We start from the raw sequence: 16,276 nt of genomic DNA, 5'->3' as shown, positions 1-16,276 counted from the left end.
GATGGGGAACGTAGACGACCATGCCTTCAGAGAAGCTGAGTAAGAGTGGTTCGGCGTTGGCGGTCTCCGTGGCGCTGCTGACCTCCACCGTCGGGTGCGCTGACGACCCCCTTCCGGAGTCGTCCAATCGCGGATCGGGGTCGGACACCGTCGATACCTCGGTGGAGAATGCCTACATCGTGCCCACCTACGTGCCGGGCCGATGTGCGATACAGCTCAACGCCGGCGGTGCGCTGCGGTTCACCCTCACCAACAACCGCCCGGCCGAAACCGAGCGGCTCCTCGGCATATCGACGAGTGCGGCAGAGCAGGCACGGGTCATCCGCGACGTGGTCATCCCGCCCAAGTCGACGGTCAGCTTCGGTGAACCCAACGCAGAGCCGGGCGTCGACGACGCGAGCGCTCCGGCGGTGGTGCTGGACCGCCTGGACCCGGATCTGGTCCCAGCCACGAGCACCGACGTCACTTTCCGGTTCGAGCGCGCGGGTGAGGTGACGCTGCCGGTCCCGGTCGAAGCTTGCCCGGTTCAACAGCCCTGACTGTTGTCTCCCAACGACTTTCGTCGCGGCGGCCGTTCGGCGTTCTCAGCAGTCGGTGCGGATCTCGAAGGTGGCCGTCGCGGTCTCGGCGGGATCATCCCGATAAAACCCCGTTGCTGTGCCTGTGATGACAAAGTCGCCGTCGGCGACCTCGGCGTCCGCTTCGACGGCGGCCGCAGAAGCCGGCGCGGTTTCGGCGGCGTTCCAGGAACTTCCGGTGAAGCCACCCAGGTTCTCGATCCGCACCAGGAGGGCCGCTACGTCGTCACCGGTGCGAATCTGTGCGCTGAAACCGGGATTGTCCTGGACACTCTCGATGAACCACACCCACTCCACCTGGTCGCATCTCACCCGCGGCTGATCTGCGACCTCGATACCGTTCACCAACACATACGCGGTCCGGTGTCCGAGGGCTTCATAGGCAGTGGAGCACGCCACCGTAACCAGAGGCACGGTCATCAACGCGGCAACCGCCCCGAACCGGACTGGGTTTCGCGGAACCCAGGTCGCCGGTCGAACATCCATATGCACACGTACCCACCCAGCACCGACTCATACTGTCCCGGACACACATTCACGAACCAGGGGCCCGTATCAACATTTCGATCGGGGGTACGTGGCTTACATGAGGATGCGACTGCTGATCGGCGGCCTGGGCATTGTGGCCCTGCTCGTCGGAATCGTTGGATTGATAGCCCCCGTCTCGGTGTCCGCGGAGGGAAAGGTCGTCGGTTGCGGAAGCGTGATTGCCCCCGACCTGTCCGCGGCCCGGGCCAACGACGACGCCGGTGCCGCGAATACCCCTGTGCCCGGCGGCCTCGTCAACGACGCGAATTTCACCAGACTGTGCGACATGGACCTCGAGGATCGGCGGCTCTGGACCATCACGTCGGGGGCGCTGGGAGCACTGATCATTGCCGCGGCTGTGGCGCACGGCATAACATCCCGCCGGGCAGGGTCCACCCGATGAACGTGCGATCCTACCGGCGCGACACTCAGGTGAGTCGTGAAAGAACCTCTGCCACAACGTCATCAGAAGCGACATCCACCTGCTCACCGGTCGCCATGCTCTTCACCCCGACGGTCCCCGCCTCCAGGTCCCTGTCGCCCGCAACCAGCGCGATCGACGCACCGGAGCGGTCGGCGCCCTTCATCGCGCCCTTCAGGCTGCGGTCGCCGTAGGCCACATCGACCCGCACGCCGGCCGCGCGCAGCTGCGCGGCCAGCACGGCGAGACGCACTTTCGCGTCCGCACCGAGCGGCACCGCGTAGACGTCGACCCGTGCGGTCTCCCCCGCCGTCTTACCCTCAGCGCGCAGAGCGAGCAGCGTGCGGTCCACGCCGAGGCCGAACCCGATCCCCGAGAGATCTCGGCCGCCGAGCTGCGCCATCAGCCCGTCATATCGTCCGCCACCGCCGATACCGGACTGCGCCCCGAGCCCGTCGTGGACGAACTCGAACGTCGTCTTCGTGTAGTAGTCCAGCCCACGCACCATCCGCGGATTGATCACGTACGGCACCGACAACGCGTCGAGATGCGCCAGCACCGTGTCGAAGTGCTCCTTTGCCGCATCCGAGAGATGGTCGAGCATCACCGGTGCGTTCGCGGTCATCTCCCTGATATGGGGACGCTTGTCATCGAGCACCCGCAGCGGGTTGATCTCGGCACGCCTGCGGGTTTCCTCGTCAAGGTCCAGCGCGAAGAGGAACTCCTGGAGCAGTTCGCGGTACTGCGGCCGGCAGCTGTCATCACCCAATGATGTGATCTCCAGCCGGAATCCGTCCAGGCCCAGCGAGCGGAACCCGGCATCGGCCACCGCCATGACCTCGGCGTCCAGCGCCGGATCGTCGACGCCGATGGCCTCGATGCCGACCTGCTGCAACTGCCGGTAGCGCCCGGCCTGGGGCCGCTCGTAGCGGAAGAACGGCCCCGAATAGCAGAGCTTGACCGGCAGCTGTCCGCGATCCAGGCCGTGCTCGATCACCGCTCGCATGACCCCGGCGGTGCCTTCCGGACGCAGCGTCACCGAACGCTCGCCGCGGTCGGCGAAGGTGTACATCTCCTTGGAGACCACATCGGTGGACTCACCGACCCCGCGCGCGAACAGCGCCGTGTCCTCGAAGATCGGCAGCTCGATGTCGCCGTAGCCCGCGCGTCGCGCCGCGGTCAGCAGGCCACTGCGGACCGCGACGAACTCGGCCGAGTCGGGTGGGAAGTAGTCGGGGACGCCCTTGGGCGCCTTGAACGAGTCGGTCATGGTTTCAGGCCTTCGAGGAATGGGTTGGTGTGGCGTTCGACGCCGATGGTGCTGCGCTCGCCGTGCCCCGGTAATACCAGGGTGTCGTCGTCGAGCACCAACAGCTTGGTGACGATCGACTCCAGCAGGTCGCGTCCGCTCCCGCCGGGCAGGTCGGTGCGCCCCACCGACGCGCGGAAGAGCGTATCCCCGGTGAACGCGACCTGGTCGGGACCCTGTTCGACCCGGAACACCACCGACCCTTTGGTGTGGCCCGGGGTGTGGTCGACGGTGACGGTGATGCCGCCGAGTTCGATCTTGTCGCCGTCGCGGTCGAGTTCGAGCACCTGGCGGGGTTCGCGGAACACCGGGCTCAGCGCGAGCCTTCCCAGGCCGGCCAGGAAGCCCTGGCCCAGGCCCGCGATCGGATCGGTCAGCATGTGCCGGTCCGCCGGGTGGACGAACGTAGGACAGCCGTAGGTGTCGGCGACCTTCTGCGCCGACCACATGTGGTCGATGTGCCCGTGGGTCAACAACACCGCCGCCGGGGTGAGCCGGTTCTCGTCGAGGATCCGCGCGAGCGAGCCCATTGCGCGCTGACCAGGGTCGACGACGATGGCGTCGGCGCCCTGCCGAGGGGCCAGCACATAGCAGTTGCATGCCAGGAGGCCGGCCGGAAATCCGGTGATCAACACGCCTGCAAGCTTCCCATGCCCAGGTCGCGGCCCGGCTCACGAGGGTCGCGCCGTGCGCGCTCAGCATCAGCTGGCACACTCGGAGCCGACCGGATCGACTGCCAAGGAGGACACCGGCCGTGCCGACGAACGAACAACGGCGAGCGACAGCCAAGCGCAAGCTCGAGCGTCAGCTCGAACATCGGGCGGAGCGTGAACGCAAGCGCCGCCAGTACACGATCATCGGATCAGCGGTCGGAGGAGTCCTCGTGGTCGCCGCGGTGGTCGCGACGATCGTGCTCGTCAACCGCGACTCCGGTACCGAGACCGCGTCGGCGTCGACGTCCACCACCGAGACGTCGTCGCCGTTCGACGTCCCGCCGCCCGCCGAGGCCGTAACGCTGCCGGAGTTCGTGGCCCCCGAGGGGCTCGGCGGCAACTGCCAGTACCCGGAGGCCGAGCCGGCCAGCAAGCCGAACAACGCGCCCCGCACCGGCAAGGTGCCGACCGAACCGGCTCAGGTCAGCGCGAGCATGGAGACCGATCAGGGCAACATCGGGCTGCAGCTCGACAACGGCAAGTCGCCCTGCACCGTGAACAGCTTCGCGAGCCTCGCCCAGCAGGGCTACTTCGCCAACACGCCGTGCCACCGGCTGACCACCAGCGATTCGCTCGGAGTCCTGCAGTGCGGCGATCCGACGGGTGAAGGCACCGGAGGCCCGGGCTACCAGTTCGACAACGAATACCCGACCGATCAGTACCAGCCCGACGACCCGAAGCTCGGCGAGCCGGTCGTCTACCCCCGCGGCACGCTGGCGATGGCCAACGCGGGTCCGGGCACCAACGGCAGCCAGTTCTTCCTCGTCTACAAGGATTCGCAGCTGCCCCCGCAGTACACCGTATTCGGCACCATCGACGAGACGGGCCTGGAGACGCTGGACAAGATCGCCGAAGCCGGCGTGGACGGCGGCGGACCGGACGGCGCGCCGAAGCTCCCGGTCACCGTCAAGAACATCCAGCTGGACTGACACCGGTTCCCCTGCCGAGCAGACGCGAACTCGCACGACGCGCCGTAGCGACACGCGAGTTTGTGTCTGCTCGCGGGAGAACGTCAGGCCGCGGAGGTGACGCGGTAGACGTCGTAGACGCCCTCGACGTTGCGCACCACATTGAGCACATGGCCCAGATGTTTCGGGTCGCCCATCTCGAAGGTGAACCGGCTGATCGCCACCCGGTCGTTGGAAGTCGTCACCGACGCCGACAGGATGTTGACCTTCTCGTCGGCCAGCACCCGCGTCACATCCGACAGCAGCCGGTGCCGGTCGAGCGCCTCCACCTGAATGGCGACCAGGAACACCGACGACGGGGACGGCGCCCACTGCACGTCGATGATCCGCTCCGACTGCTGTTCCAGTGACGCGGCGTTCGTGCAGTCGGTGCGGTGCACACTGACCCCGCCGCCACGGGTGACGAAGCCCAGGATGTTGTCGCCGGGCACCGGGGTGCAGCACTTGGCCAGCTTGGTCAGCACGCCCGGCGCGCCGGGAACCGCGACCCCGACGTCGTCACTGGTGCGCTGACGGATCGGCATCGTCGCCGGGGTGGAGCGCTCGGCGAGCTCGTCGGCGGCCTCGTCGTCACCGCCGAGCTGGGCCACCAGCCGCTGCACGACGTGGCGGGCGGACACATGCCCCTCGCCGACGGCCGTGTAGAGGGCCGAGACGTCGAGATAGCGCAGCTCGCGGGCCAGCGCCGCCATCGTCTCGGCATTCATCAAGCGCTGCAACGGAAGTCCGCCACGGCGCACCTCGCGGGCGATGGCCTCCTTGCCGGAGTCCAGCGCTTCCTCGCGCCGTTCCTTGGCGAACCACTGACGGATCTTGGCCTTCGCGCGCGGCGACACCACGAAGCCCTGCCAGTCCCGCGACGGGCCCGCGTTCTGGGCTTTCGAGGTGAAAACCTCGACGACTTCCCCGTTTTCGAGCTTGCGCTCCAACGCGACGAGGCGGCCGTTGACTCGGGCGCCGATGCAGCGGTGCCCGACCTCGGTGTGCACCGCGTAGGCGAAGTCCACCGGGGTCGAGCCGGTCGGCAGCGTGATCACATCCCCCTTCGGGGTGAACACGAAGATCTCCTGCACCGCAAGGTCGTAACGCAGCGACTCGAGGAACTCCCCAGGGTCGGCGGCTTCCCGCTGCCAGTCGAGCAACTGGCGCATCCACGCCATGTCGTCGATCTCGGTGGCCGCACTGCCCGCCGGTACACCGTTGCGGCCCTTGACCTCTTTGTAGCGCCAGTGCGCCGCGATGCCGTACTCGGCGGTCTTGTGCATGTCGATGGTGCGGATCTGCACCTCCAGCGGTTTGCCCTCGGGGCCGACCACCGTCGTGTGCAGGGACTGATAGACCCCGAACCGGGGCTGAGCGATGTAGTCCTTGAAGCGGCCGGCGATCGGCTGCCACAGCGAGTGCACGACACCGACGGCGGCGTAGCAGTCGCGGACCTCGTCGCACAGGATCCGGACGCCGACCAGATCGTGGATGTCGTCGAAGTCGCGGCCCTTGACGATCATCTTCTGATAGATCGACCAGTAGTGCTTCGGCCTGCCCTCGACCGTCGCCTTGATCTTCGACGCGTTCAGCGTCGCGGTGATCTCGGCACGCACCTTCGCCAGGTAGGTGTCGCGCGACGGGGCCCGGTCGGCGACCAGACGGACGATCTCCTCGTACTTCTTCGGGTGCAGGATCGCGAACGACAGATCCTCGAGCTCCCACTTGACGGTCGCCATTCCGAGCCGATGCGCAAGGGGCGCAATGACCTCCAATGTCTCGCGGGCTTTGCGCGCCTGCTTCTCCGGCGGCAGGAACCGCATCGTGCGCATGTTGTGCAGCCGGTCGGCCACCTTGATCACCAGCACGCGCGGGTCGCGCGCCATCGCGATGATCATCTTGCGGATGGTCTCGCCCTCGGCGGCGGTCCCGAGGGCGACCTTGTCGAGCTTGGTGACCCCGTCGACCAGGTGGCCGACCTCGACGCCGAACTCCTGGGTCAGCGCCTCCAGCGTGTAGCCGGTGTCCTCGACGGTGTCGTGCAGCAGCGCCGCGATCAGCGTCGTGGTGTCCATGCCGAGCTCGGCCAGGATGTTGGCGACGGCCAGCGGATGGGTGATGTAGGGATCACCGGACTTGCGCAGCTGATCGGCGTGGCGCTGCTCGGCGACCTCGTAGGCCTTCTGGAGCAGCGTGAGATCGGCCTTCGGATAGATCTCGCGGTGCACCGCGACCAGCGGTTCGAGCACCGGGTTGACCGTGCTGCGCTGCGAGGTCATCCGCCGGGCCAGCCGGGCACGCACCCGGCGCGAGGCACTGGTGGGCGCGGGCTTGACGATCTCCATCGGCTGCGTCTCCGGGCTGGCGGACGCAGCCGGAGGCGGTGTCTGCACAGCCTGGCCGGAGCCGGGGTCCGTGCGAACCTTGTCGGCCATGCTCACCTCCGCAGATCTGTGCTCCTGGCAGGATATCCGCTCAGACGCTGTACAAGCTCGTGACCTCGAGCGGGTCGACCGCCGCGCGCCCGCCCAGGGCCGTGAGCTCCATCATCACCACGGCGCCGGTCACGTTCGCGCCCGCCTTCGTGAGCAACTGATGAGCGGCGGCCAGTGTTCCGCCGGTCGCCAGCACGTCGTCGATCACGACCACCGAACGCCCCGCGAGCTCGACACCGTCGGCCGGTACTTCCAGAGTGGCGGAACCGTATTCGAGGGTGTAGGTCTCACCGAGAACGGGAGGCGGCAGCTTGCCACCCTTGCGGACCGCCAGCACGCCGATCCCCAGGGTCACCGCGACCGCCCCGCCGAGCAGGAACCCGCGGGCGTCGACACCGGCCACCAGGTCCGCCCCCCGCGCGGAGTCGGCGATCGCACGGCTCACCTCCGCCAGGCCGTACGCGTCGGCCAGCACCGGCGTCAGATCCTTGAAGTGGACGCCCGGCTCGGGAAAGTCGGGCACCTCACGCATCAGCGATCTGATGACCTCGGCGATGTCGGTGCCCGGTTCGCCACTCACCGGCTGAGCTTCCAACGGTCCATGTTCCAGCCCGCTCCCCATCGTGTCGGGTTGCCGATCACCGCGGACATCTTGGTCGAGGTGAGCAGCGTCCGCTGCTGACGGTACAGCGGCAGCGTCGGCATATCCGCCCAGAGGATCGGGCCGGCCTCGCCGAGGAGCCGGGCGAACTCCTTGGGGTCGGTGGTCACCGCCAGCGTGGAGATGATCGCGTCGATGCGCCCGTTGGCGTAGCGGGGCAGGTTGTTGCCGTTGCCGCTGTGCAGCGTGTAGGCGTCCACCGCCGACGAGCCCGACGACCCGCTGCCCGCCGCTCCCCCGGTGCTCGCGATCAACACGTCGATCTGATTGTCCCGCAACGCCGTCGGCCCGGTGTCGGCATTCGCCGCGTCCTGCACGGTGATACCGGCCGGGGCGCAGGCCTTCGCGATGGTGCCGACCGTCGCCGCCAGCCGGGCGTTCGGCGTCTGATAGCCGATGCGCACGGTCAGCGGTGTGTTGCCGAGCGCCTGGCGCGCAGCGTCGGGATTGGCCACCGCGAACTCGTTGATCTGCGGCGTCAGCTCGGCCGACCCGATGGCGTCCTCGGTGGCGGTGGCGGTGGTGAGGCGGGCGTTGACCACGGGAACCTCGGCGTTGCGGGCGATCACGTCGCGCGGGGTGCAGAACGCCAGCGCGCGCCGGGCGGGCACGGCCGCCAACGCTCCCTCGGGCGCGAAGATCAGCTGCTCGATGCCCGCCGACGGGGCGTCCGTGCGGACGTAGTCGTCGGGCACGTTCAGGGTGCCCGAGGAGCCGGCGGCGATGTCGACGACGTCGTAGGCGCCCTCGTTGACGCGGTCCTGGATGTCGGGGCTGCGGGGCCAGACGGTGACACGGTCGGTGACCGGCTTGGCGCCCCACCACTTGTCGTTGGCGACCAGCACCACGGCGCCGTCGGCGGTGACGGAGTCGAGCTTGTAGGGGCCCGACGACGGGAACTTCTTGAGGTCCAGATCCGGACCGAGGTTCCAGGTCGTGTTCCACACCTGCGCGATGCGCTCGGCGGCCGGGATGTCGTTGTTCAGCAGCGCGGTCGTGACGGCACCGTCTCCGAGCCCGAGCACGTCGCCGACGACATGGGACGGCATCATCGACGTCGCCGTGAACAACTGCCCGTAGTCGGTGAACGCCCGCTCCGGCGCGAACGACACCCGGGCCTTCTTCTGTCCCGGCGCGCATTCGATCGCGGCGATGTCGGCGTAGCCCGAACGGCTGGCCGCGTCGAACGCCGGGAACCGGCCGGACTGCGACGCCCACGCGAGCACCATGTCATCGCAGGTGATGGGTTTGCCGTCGGAGTAGACCGCTTCCGGCTTGATCTCATAGTCGAGGATCAGCGGGGTCCGCCCGACCACCGAGATCGTGCCGAAGTCGTGGTCACCGACGATCTGGCCCTCGGGCCCGTGGTAGCTGAAGCCGGTGAGCACCCGCGCGAACGCCTGCGGCCCTGCCGAGGCGGCGCCCACGACCGTGTTGGTGTTGTAGCTGGTCAGCACTCCGTCCACGGCGTAGTCGACGGAGTCGGCGGTGGCCTCGCCGCAGGAGGTGAGCCCGAGTCCGCCCACCACCGCGAGCACCGCGGTCAGCGCACGCCAACGGCCTGCCATCGGTTACCGGTTCCGGGGCGTGCGCTTACCCGACGGCCGCCCGGTCCGGCTGCTGGTGGGCCGCACCGGACGCGCCCCGGGGGCGGGCTTGTCGGCCGGGGCCGTCTGCGCCGCGACCGCCGCGGCGACGGCCTCCGACTTCGTGGCGCTCTCGGAGATCTCGTCGTCGACCTCGACGCCGGCGGCCTTGGCCGCCGCGGTCTGACGCCGGTTGTGCACGCGCCGGTTGTGCTTGCGCACCGCCTCGGTGCGTTCCCGGAGGCTGACCAGCAGCGGGGTCGCGAAGTAGATCGACGAGTAGGTGCCGACGATGACACCGACCAGCTGCACGAGGGCCAGGTCCATCAATGTGCCGACACCGAGCAACCACACCGCGATCACCATCAGCGCGATGATCGGCAGCACCGAGATCACACTGGTGTTGATCGAGCGCATGAAGGTCTGGTTGACCGCCAGGTTGGCCTGCTCGGCGTAGGTGCGGCGGGTGGTGTGCTCGAAGCCGTCGGTGTTCTCCTCGACCTTGTCGAACACGATCACCGTGTCGTAGAGCGAGAAGCCCAGAATCGTCAGCAGGCCGATCACGGTGGCCGGGGTGACCTCGAAGCCGACGAGCGCGTACACGCCCGCGGTCACCACCAGGTCGAACACCAGGGTGGCCAGCGCCGCGAGCGCCATGGACCACTCGTAGCGCACGGTGATGTAGATGGCCGCCAGTATCAGGAACACCACCAGCGCGATCAGCGCCTTCTGGGTGATCTGGCCGCCCCAGGTCTCCGACACCGCCGAGTCGCTGACCGCCTGCTCACTGGGCTGGCCGTCCGGACCGACGGGCTGGAACGCGTCGAACAACGCGGTGCGCAGCTCGATGATCTCGTCGTTGGTCAGCGTTTCCGACCGGATCTGGAAGGTGGCCGAGTCACCGCTGCCGACGATCACGACCGCTTCCGGCGGGCTGCCGATGGTGTCGTTGAAGACCGTCTCGACCTGCTGTGTGGTGGCCTGGGTGTCGCTGCGCGGGAACGACACCTTGGTGCCGCCCTCGAAGTCGATCCCGAAGGTGAACCCGCGCAGGATCATCGCGCCGATCGACACGGCCACGATCAGGGCACTGACGGTGTACCAGAGCTTGCGTTTGCCGACGACCTCGAAGGCGCCGGTGCCGGTGTAGAGGCGGACGAAGAAGCCGTGCTTGGGGGCATTGATCGAAGCGGCTTCCAGATCGGCGGCTTCGACGGCGCCCGACTCGACGTCGGTGCGGTTTCCTGTGGCCATGGTCTATCCCCGTCCCGCCGCGGTGGCGGCCGCTCGGCGTTCGCGTGCGATCTGCTGGACGGCGCCGAGCCCGTTCAACGACGGCTTGGCCCACAGCGGCGACTTCGACGCCAGGTAGACCAGCGGCCACGTCACGAGGAACACGACGACCACGTCGAGGATCGTGGTGAGGCCGAGCGTGAACGCGAAGCCCTTCACCTGTCCGACCGCCAGGAAGTACAGCACCGCGGCGGCGAGGAAGGTCACGGCGTTACCGGACAGGATCGTCTTGCGGGCACGGGCCCAGCCGCGGGGCACCGCCGACCGGAACGAGCGTCCTTCCCGGATCTCGTCCTTGATGCGTTCGAAGAACACCACGAACGAGTCGGCCGTCATACCGATACCGATGATCAGACCGGCGATACCGGCGAGATCGAGTGTGTAGTTGATGTACCTGCCGAGCAGCACGAGGATCGCGAACACCATCGCACCCGAGGCCACCAGCGACAGCGCGATGAGCACGCCGAGCGCCCGGTAGTAGAGCAGCGAGTACAACAGCACCGCGGCCAGACCGACCGCACCCGCGATCAGCCCCGCCCGCAGCGAGGACAGCCCGAGCGTCGCGGAGACCGTCTCGGCCTCGGAGGACTCGAACGACAGCGGCAGCGACCCGTACTTGAGCACGTTGGCCAGCTCGCGGGCGGTGTCCTGGGTGAACTGCCCGGTGATCTGGGTCTTGCCGCCGGGGATGGGCTCATTGATGACCGGCGCGCTGACCACCTTGGAGTCGAGCACGAAGGCGGTCTGCACCCCGACGTTGGCGGCGGTGAACTCCGCCCAGGTCTTGGAGCCCTGATCCTTGAACTCGAGGTCGACGACGTACTCGCCGGCCTGCTGGTTGAGGCCCGATGTCGCATTCGCGATCTCTTCGCCGGCGATGATCGACTTGTCCAGCAGGTAGACGGTCGTGCCGTCCTGCGAGCAGGTGATCAGCGGCAGGTTCGGGTCGTCGTTGCCGGCGAGCACATCTTCCTGACCGCACTGACTCGCCTGAAGCTGCATGGCGAGGATCTGGATCATCTGGTCGGAGCTCTGCCTGCGCAGCTTCTCCTGTTTGATCTGGTCGGCCAGCGACAGGTTCTCGTCATCGGCCGGCATTCCGCCGGGCCCCGCAGGGGTGCCGGGCGGGATCGGCGCCGCCGGATCGGCGGGGGGTTCGGGAGCCGGACTCGGCGCCGGCTGCTGCGGGAACGGACGCGGCTGTGGCGCCGGCGCGACGGGTTCGCCCGGCCCGCCGGGTCCGCCCTGAAGCGCTCCCGGCGGCAGCGGCATCGCGCCCTCCGGCATACCCGGCATCGCACCCCCCGGCATGCCCGGGATCGCGCCCGGCGGCATCCCGGGAATCGCACCCGGAGGCATCCCGGGGACTCCCCCCGGCATGCCCGGGATCGCGCCCGGTGGCATCCCCTCGGGCGCGCCGCCCGGTGCCGCACCCTCGCCTGCCGGGATCGCGTGGACGACGGGACGGATGTACAGACGTGCGGTCTGCCCCAGGCTGCGGGCCTCGCTGGTGTCGTCCCCGGGCACCGTGATCACGAGGTTGTTGCCATCGATGATGACCTCGGACCCCGAGACGCCCAGGCCGTCGACGCGGGCACTGATGATCTGCTGGGCCTGGAGCAACGCGTCGCGCGACGGCTCCGAACCGTCGGGGGTACGCGCCGTCAGGGTGACACGGGTGCCACCTTGCAGGTCGATGCCCAGCTTCGGGTCCGGCTTCTTGTCGCCGGTGAAGAACACCAGCAGGAACGCGCCGATGAGCAACACCAGGAACAAAGCCAGGTAGCGGGCAGGGTGAACCGTCGAAGACGATGCCACGTTTCAGATTCTCCTCGAGATCAGGTCGTCAGCACCGCAAAGAGTACGTGCTGCTGCTGAGATCTCAGCCGTCAGTCTTTGTTCAAGTTGGGGCGTTCGGTGATCTCGACGGCCGACTCGTCGTCGAGCTCTGCGTCGTCCTCGACATCGTCGACGATGCGATCACGTACCGCGAGTTTCATCCAGGTCGTCACGACCCCCGGCGCGATCTCGACGTCGACGTAGTCGTCGCCGATCCCGGTGATGGTGCCCTGAAGCCCCGAGGTGGTGTGGATCCGGTCGCCGATCTCCAGCGAGTTGTGCAGGTCGATGGTGGCCTGCATCGCCTTCTTCTGCCGCCGCGACGCGAAGTACATGAAGGCGCCCATGATGATGAGCAGGGGCAAAAATACGACCAGATCCATGGCGACAGCGTCTCTCTACGTTTTGAGAATTCTCTTGGTGTCGGTCCCGCGTCCGGCGCTCCCCGCCCGACCCGGCGGGAGCCCGTCGACCAAGACTCAGGTGTCCAGTGTGCCATTGCGGCGGGCCCCACCGACGCCCCCCGTCCGCCCGGCGCGTTTCCGTGCCCGCTTCACCGACGAAATCCGTCGCGGTTCGTGAGTCTCTGCGATGATTTCGTCATCGTCTGCGCCGGTAGTCGACGGATCGATGCGCACAGCGACTAGGCTCCACACGTACGCGCCACGCGTCGAATCACCGTCCGGCCCCGGGCCCTGTAGGAGGTCTCCTGTGAGCGCTCTCGAACAGAGCCGCCACCTCGCCACCGCGATTCCCGGCCCCCGGTCCGTGGAACTGGCGAGCCGAAAGAACACGGCGGTGTCCCGCGGCGTCGGCACCACCATGCCGGTCTACGCGGCGCGCGCCTTCGGGGGCATCGTCGAGGACGTCGACGGCAACCGGCTGATCGATCTGGGCTCCGGGATCGCGGTCACCACCGTCGGCAACGCGTCACCGCGGGTGGTGGAGGCCGTCGCCTCCCAGGCAGCCGAGTTCACCCACACGTGCTTCATGGTCACCCCGTACGAGGGATACGTCGCGGTCGCCGAGGCCCTCAACCGGCTGACACCCGGAGACGGCGACAAGCGGTCGGCGTTGTTCAACTCCGGCTCCGAGGCCGTCGAGAACGCGGTCAAGATTGCCAGGACATTCACACGCAAGCAGGCGGTCGTGTCCTTCGACCACGCCTATCACGGCCGCACCAACCTCACGATGGCGCTCACCGCGAAGTCGATGCCCTACAAGCACGGGTTCGGACCCTTCACCCCGGAGATCTACCGTGCCCCGATGTCCTATCCGTTCCGCGACGCCGAGTTCGGCGGTAAGGAGCTGGCCACCGACGGCGAGTTGGCCGCGCGTCGTGCGATCACCGTGATCGACAAGCAGGTCGGCGCCGGCAATCTCGCCGCGGTGATCATCGAGCCGATCCAGGGCGAGGGCGGTTTCATCGTGCCCGCCGAGGGTTTCCTGCCGACGCTGCTGGACTGGTGCCGGGCCAACGACGTCGTGTTCATCGCCGACGAGGTGCAGACCGGGTTCGCGCGTACCGGCGCGATGTTCGCCTGCGAGCACGAGAGCATCGTCCCCGACCTCATCGTGACCGCGAAGGGCATCGCCGGCGGCATGCCCCTGTCGGCGGTCACCGGCCGCGCCGACATCATGGACGCCCCGCATGTCAGCGGCCTCGGCGGCACGTACGGCGGCAACCCGGTCGCGTGCGCGGCGGCCCTCGCCACCATCGAGACCATCGAGTCCGACAACCTGGTGGCGCGGGCGGCGCAGATCGAAGCGCTGATGAAGGACAGGCTGGGTCGCATGCAGGCCGAGGACGACCGCATCGGCGATGTCCGCGGCAGGGGCGCGATGATCGCCGTCGAGCTCGTCAAGTCCGGAACCCTGGAGCCGGACCCGGAGCTCACCCGGAAGTTGCTGACCGCCGCACACGCGGCGGGGGTCATCGTGTTGTCCTGCGGCACGTTCGGCAACGTGCTGCGATTCCTGCCGCCGCTGGCCATCAGCGACGACCTCCTGCTCGAAGGCCTCGACATCCTCGAACTCATCCTGCGCGACCTGTAGAAGGAGCTGAGCATGACCACGGTCAAGAACTTCATCGGCGGCGAGCTGGTCGATTCGACGGGCGGTGCGACGATGCCGCTGATCGACCCGAGCACCGGCGAGCAGTACGGCACCGCCCCGGTGTCCAACGAGCAGGACATCGACAACGCGTACGCCGCGGCCTCCGGCGCGTTCAAGGAATGGAAGAAGACCACCCCGTCGCAGCGGCAGAAGGCACTGCTCGACTTCGCCGACGAGGTGGAAAGGAACGCGGACGCTCTTGTTGCCGCGGAGGGCCGCAACACCGGCAAGCCCAACCACGTGACGGCGGTCGAGGAGATCCCGCCGATGGTCGACCAGATCCGCTTCTTCGCCGGCGCGGCGCGGGTGCTGGAGGGCAAATCGGCCGGTGAGTACATGGCCGACCACACCTCGTGGATCAGGCGCGAACCGGTCGGAGTCATCGGTCAGGTGGCGCCCTGGAACTACCCGATGATGATGGCGATCTGGAAGATCTGCCCGGCCGTCGCGGCGGGCAACACCGTGGTGATCAAGCCCAGCGACACCACGCCGGTCACGACGGTGATGCTCGCCGAGCTCGCCGCCAAGCACCTGCCCCCGGGCGTCCTCAACGTCGTGACCGGTGACCGGGTCACCGGAGCGAATCTGGTGTCGCACCCGACGCCGGAAATGGTCGCCATCACCGGATCGGTGGCGGCGGGCAAGGCCGTGGCCGTCAGCGCCGGCGGGAATCTCAAGCGCACCCACCTGGAGCTGGGCGGCAAGGCGCCGGTGATCGTCTTCGACGACGCCGACCTCGCTGCCACGGCCGAAGGCATCGCGACGGCGGGATACTTCAACGCCGGCCAGGACTGCACGGCAGCCACCCGGGTGCTCGCGTCCGCGTCGATCGCCGCGGATCTGACCGCGGCGCTCGCCGAACAGGCCAAGGGAGCGACGACGACCTTCGGTCGCCCCGCCGACGACGAGGACGCATGGGTTCCGCCGGTCAACAACGTCAACCAGATGGAGCGGGTGCTGTCGTTCTTCTCCGACATCCCGTCCCACGCCACAGTCGCAGTCGGCGGAAACCGCCAGGGCGACAAGGGTTTCTACGTCGAGCCCACGGTGGTCGGCGGATTGCGTCAAGACGACCGGCTGATTCAGCAGGAGATCTTCGGACCGGTGATCACCGTGCAGTCGTTCACCGATGAGGACGAGGCGATCGGCTACGCCAACGGCGTCGAGTACGGCCTGGCATCGTCGGTGTGGACCAAGGACGTCTCCCGTGCCCTGCGGGTCTCCAACGCGCTGGACTTCGGGTGCGTGTGGATCAACACCCACATCCCGCTGGTCGCCGAGATGCCGCACGGCGGGTTCAAGTCCTCGGGCCACGGTAAGGACCTGTCGATGTACGGCCTGGAGGACTACACGCGCATCAAGCACGTGATGGCTTACACCGGCTGAGCCGCCGCCTGCACGAAATCGACCAGGAGCGTGCGGATCTCGTCCGCCGTCAAGCCATCGCCGTCGACCTCGTGAACGATCAACTCCGACACCAGGTCGTCTCCGAGTCGCACGCAGCGATCGGCCACCAGCACGTCCACGTAGGCACCGAAGGTGTCGCGCACCCGGTCGTCGTCGAGGCGCGACGCCCATTCACAGACCTGCCACCAATCCCTCAGCGGTGCGCCGAGCGCGGTGCACACGTTGACCATCCGGGGTCCGAGTACCACGGCGGGGGCGTCGTCGACGGGCGCGCACGACAACCGGGCGGAGAACAGTTCCGCGAGCGGGTGCGACGGCAGGTTCACTTACGCCTCCGGGTTTCTTAGGCTGGCTAGCCAACAGTACCCAGTTGCGACGAGGGAACCGACCTCGCGCGGCCCTTCTGTGGCGTGGTCGACGCCGCCGGTCGCCCTGTGCTCG

15 protein-coding genes are annotated in these 16,276 nt (G+C 68.0%); 5 read left to right on the top strand and 10 right to left on the bottom strand.

Translation table 11 applies throughout. The annotated features are described in order from the left end of the window. Window positions 1–20: 20 nt before the first annotated feature. Window positions 21–539 (top strand): copper chaperone PCu(A)C domain-containing protein, encoded by a 519-nt coding sequence (locus DYE23_RS12330; protein WP_013471902.1) that lies wholly within the window; start codon window positions 21–23, stop codon window positions 537–539. 45 nt (window positions 540–584) lie between these two features. Here the strand turns inward: DYE23_RS12330 and DYE23_RS12325 are convergent, their stop codons facing one another. Then, window positions 585–998 (bottom strand): lipoprotein LpqH, encoded by a 414-nt coding sequence (locus DYE23_RS12325; protein ID WP_235660387.1) that lies wholly within the window; start codon window positions 996–998, stop codon window positions 585–587. Between the two features lie 172 nt (window positions 999–1,170). On the opposite strand from DYE23_RS12325, the gene DYE23_RS12320 reads away from it, so the two are divergent. Further along, complete coding sequence (locus DYE23_RS12320; RefSeq protein WP_013471903.1) at window positions 1,171–1,509, top strand: hypothetical protein; 339 nt, start codon at window positions 1,171–1,173, stop codon at window positions 1,507–1,509. Window positions 1,510–1,534: 25 nt separating this feature from the next. Here the strand turns inward: DYE23_RS12320 and hisS are convergent, their stop codons facing one another. Further along, window positions 1,535–2,797, bottom strand: a complete 1,263-nt coding sequence (gene hisS, locus DYE23_RS12315) for a histidine--tRNA ligase (protein WP_115327308.1) — start codon at window positions 2,795–2,797, stop codon at window positions 1,535–1,537. Then, a complete protein-coding gene (locus DYE23_RS12310) occupies window positions 2,794–3,471 on the bottom strand; it encodes an MBL fold metallo-hydrolase (protein WP_099961387.1) in 678 nt (225 codons plus the stop codon). The genes hisS and DYE23_RS12310 overlap by 4 nt, the downstream gene beginning before the upstream one ends. A 119-nt stretch (window positions 3,472–3,590) precedes the next feature. Between DYE23_RS12310 and DYE23_RS12305 the strand changes: the two genes are divergently transcribed. Further along, window positions 3,591–4,478 (top strand): peptidylprolyl isomerase, encoded by an 888-nt coding sequence (locus DYE23_RS12305; protein WP_011894663.1) that lies wholly within the window; start codon window positions 3,591–3,593, stop codon window positions 4,476–4,478. A gap of 83 nt (window positions 4,479–4,561) precedes the next feature. On the opposite strand, the gene DYE23_RS12300 is transcribed toward DYE23_RS12305, so the two are convergent. The 6 genes from DYE23_RS12300 to yajC all read right to left on the bottom strand — a co-directional run bounded on the left by DYE23_RS12300 (window position 4,562) and on the right by yajC (window position 12,696). Next, window positions 4,562–6,934 carry a RelA/SpoT family protein gene (locus DYE23_RS12300; RefSeq protein ID WP_011894664.1) on the bottom strand — a complete coding sequence of 791 codons (2,373 nt, stop codon included), beginning with the start codon at window positions 6,932–6,934 and terminating at the stop codon, window positions 4,562–4,564. Window positions 6,935–6,974: 40 nt separating this feature from the next. After that, window positions 6,975–7,514, bottom strand: coding sequence for an adenine phosphoribosyltransferase (locus tag DYE23_RS12295; protein WP_011894665.1), 540 nt, complete (start codon window positions 7,512–7,514; stop codon window positions 6,975–6,977). Further along, window positions 7,511–9,163 (bottom strand): ABC transporter substrate-binding protein, encoded by a 1,653-nt coding sequence (locus tag DYE23_RS12290; protein ID WP_115327307.1) that lies wholly within the window; start codon window positions 9,161–9,163, stop codon window positions 7,511–7,513. Before DYE23_RS12290 ends, DYE23_RS12295 begins: the two co-directional genes overlap by 4 nt. A gap of 3 nt (window positions 9,164–9,166) precedes the next feature. Then, entirely contained in the window at window positions 9,167–10,435 is a 1,269-nt protein-coding gene (gene secF, locus DYE23_RS12285; protein ID WP_011894667.1) for a protein translocase subunit SecF, read from the bottom strand. 3 nt (window positions 10,436–10,438) lie between these two features. Then, the gene (secD, locus tag DYE23_RS12280; RefSeq protein ID WP_099961385.1) at window positions 10,439–12,292 is read right to left on the bottom strand and encodes a protein translocase subunit SecD; all 1,854 of its coding nucleotides are present in this window, start codon (window positions 12,290–12,292) and stop codon (window positions 10,439–10,441) included. Between the two features lie 71 nt (window positions 12,293–12,363). After that, window positions 12,364–12,696 carry a preprotein translocase subunit YajC gene (yajC, locus tag DYE23_RS12275; RefSeq protein WP_011894669.1) on the bottom strand — a complete coding sequence of 111 codons (333 nt, stop codon included), beginning with the start codon at window positions 12,694–12,696 and terminating at the stop codon, window positions 12,364–12,366. 328 nt (window positions 12,697–13,024) lie between these two features. Between yajC and gabT the strand changes: the two genes are divergently transcribed. Both gabT and DYE23_RS12265 read left to right on the top strand, forming a co-directional pair. Next, complete coding sequence (gene gabT / locus DYE23_RS12270; protein ID WP_115327306.1) at window positions 13,025–14,368, top strand: 4-aminobutyrate--2-oxoglutarate transaminase; 1,344 nt, start codon at window positions 13,025–13,027, stop codon at window positions 14,366–14,368. Between the two features lie 12 nt (window positions 14,369–14,380). Further along, window positions 14,381–15,814 (top strand): gamma-aminobutyraldehyde dehydrogenase, encoded by a 1,434-nt coding sequence (locus DYE23_RS12265; protein ID WP_013471909.1) that lies wholly within the window; start codon window positions 14,381–14,383, stop codon window positions 15,812–15,814. Here DYE23_RS12265 and DYE23_RS12260 read toward each other — a convergent pair. After that, complete coding sequence (locus DYE23_RS12260; RefSeq protein WP_011894672.1) at window positions 15,802–16,161, bottom strand: hypothetical protein; 360 nt, start codon at window positions 16,159–16,161, stop codon at window positions 15,802–15,804. The genes DYE23_RS12265 and DYE23_RS12260 overlap by 13 nt on opposite strands. Window positions 16,162–16,276: the final 115 nt, after the last annotated feature.

Origin of the sequence: Mycolicibacterium gilvum (assembly GCF_900454025.1) — a bacterium.
Lineage (GTDB): Bacteria > Actinomycetota > Actinomycetes > Mycobacteriales > Mycobacteriaceae > Mycobacterium > Mycobacterium gilvum.
Note: the sequence above shows the minus strand (reverse complement) of the source record. Positions and strands in the feature narration are given on the sequence as shown.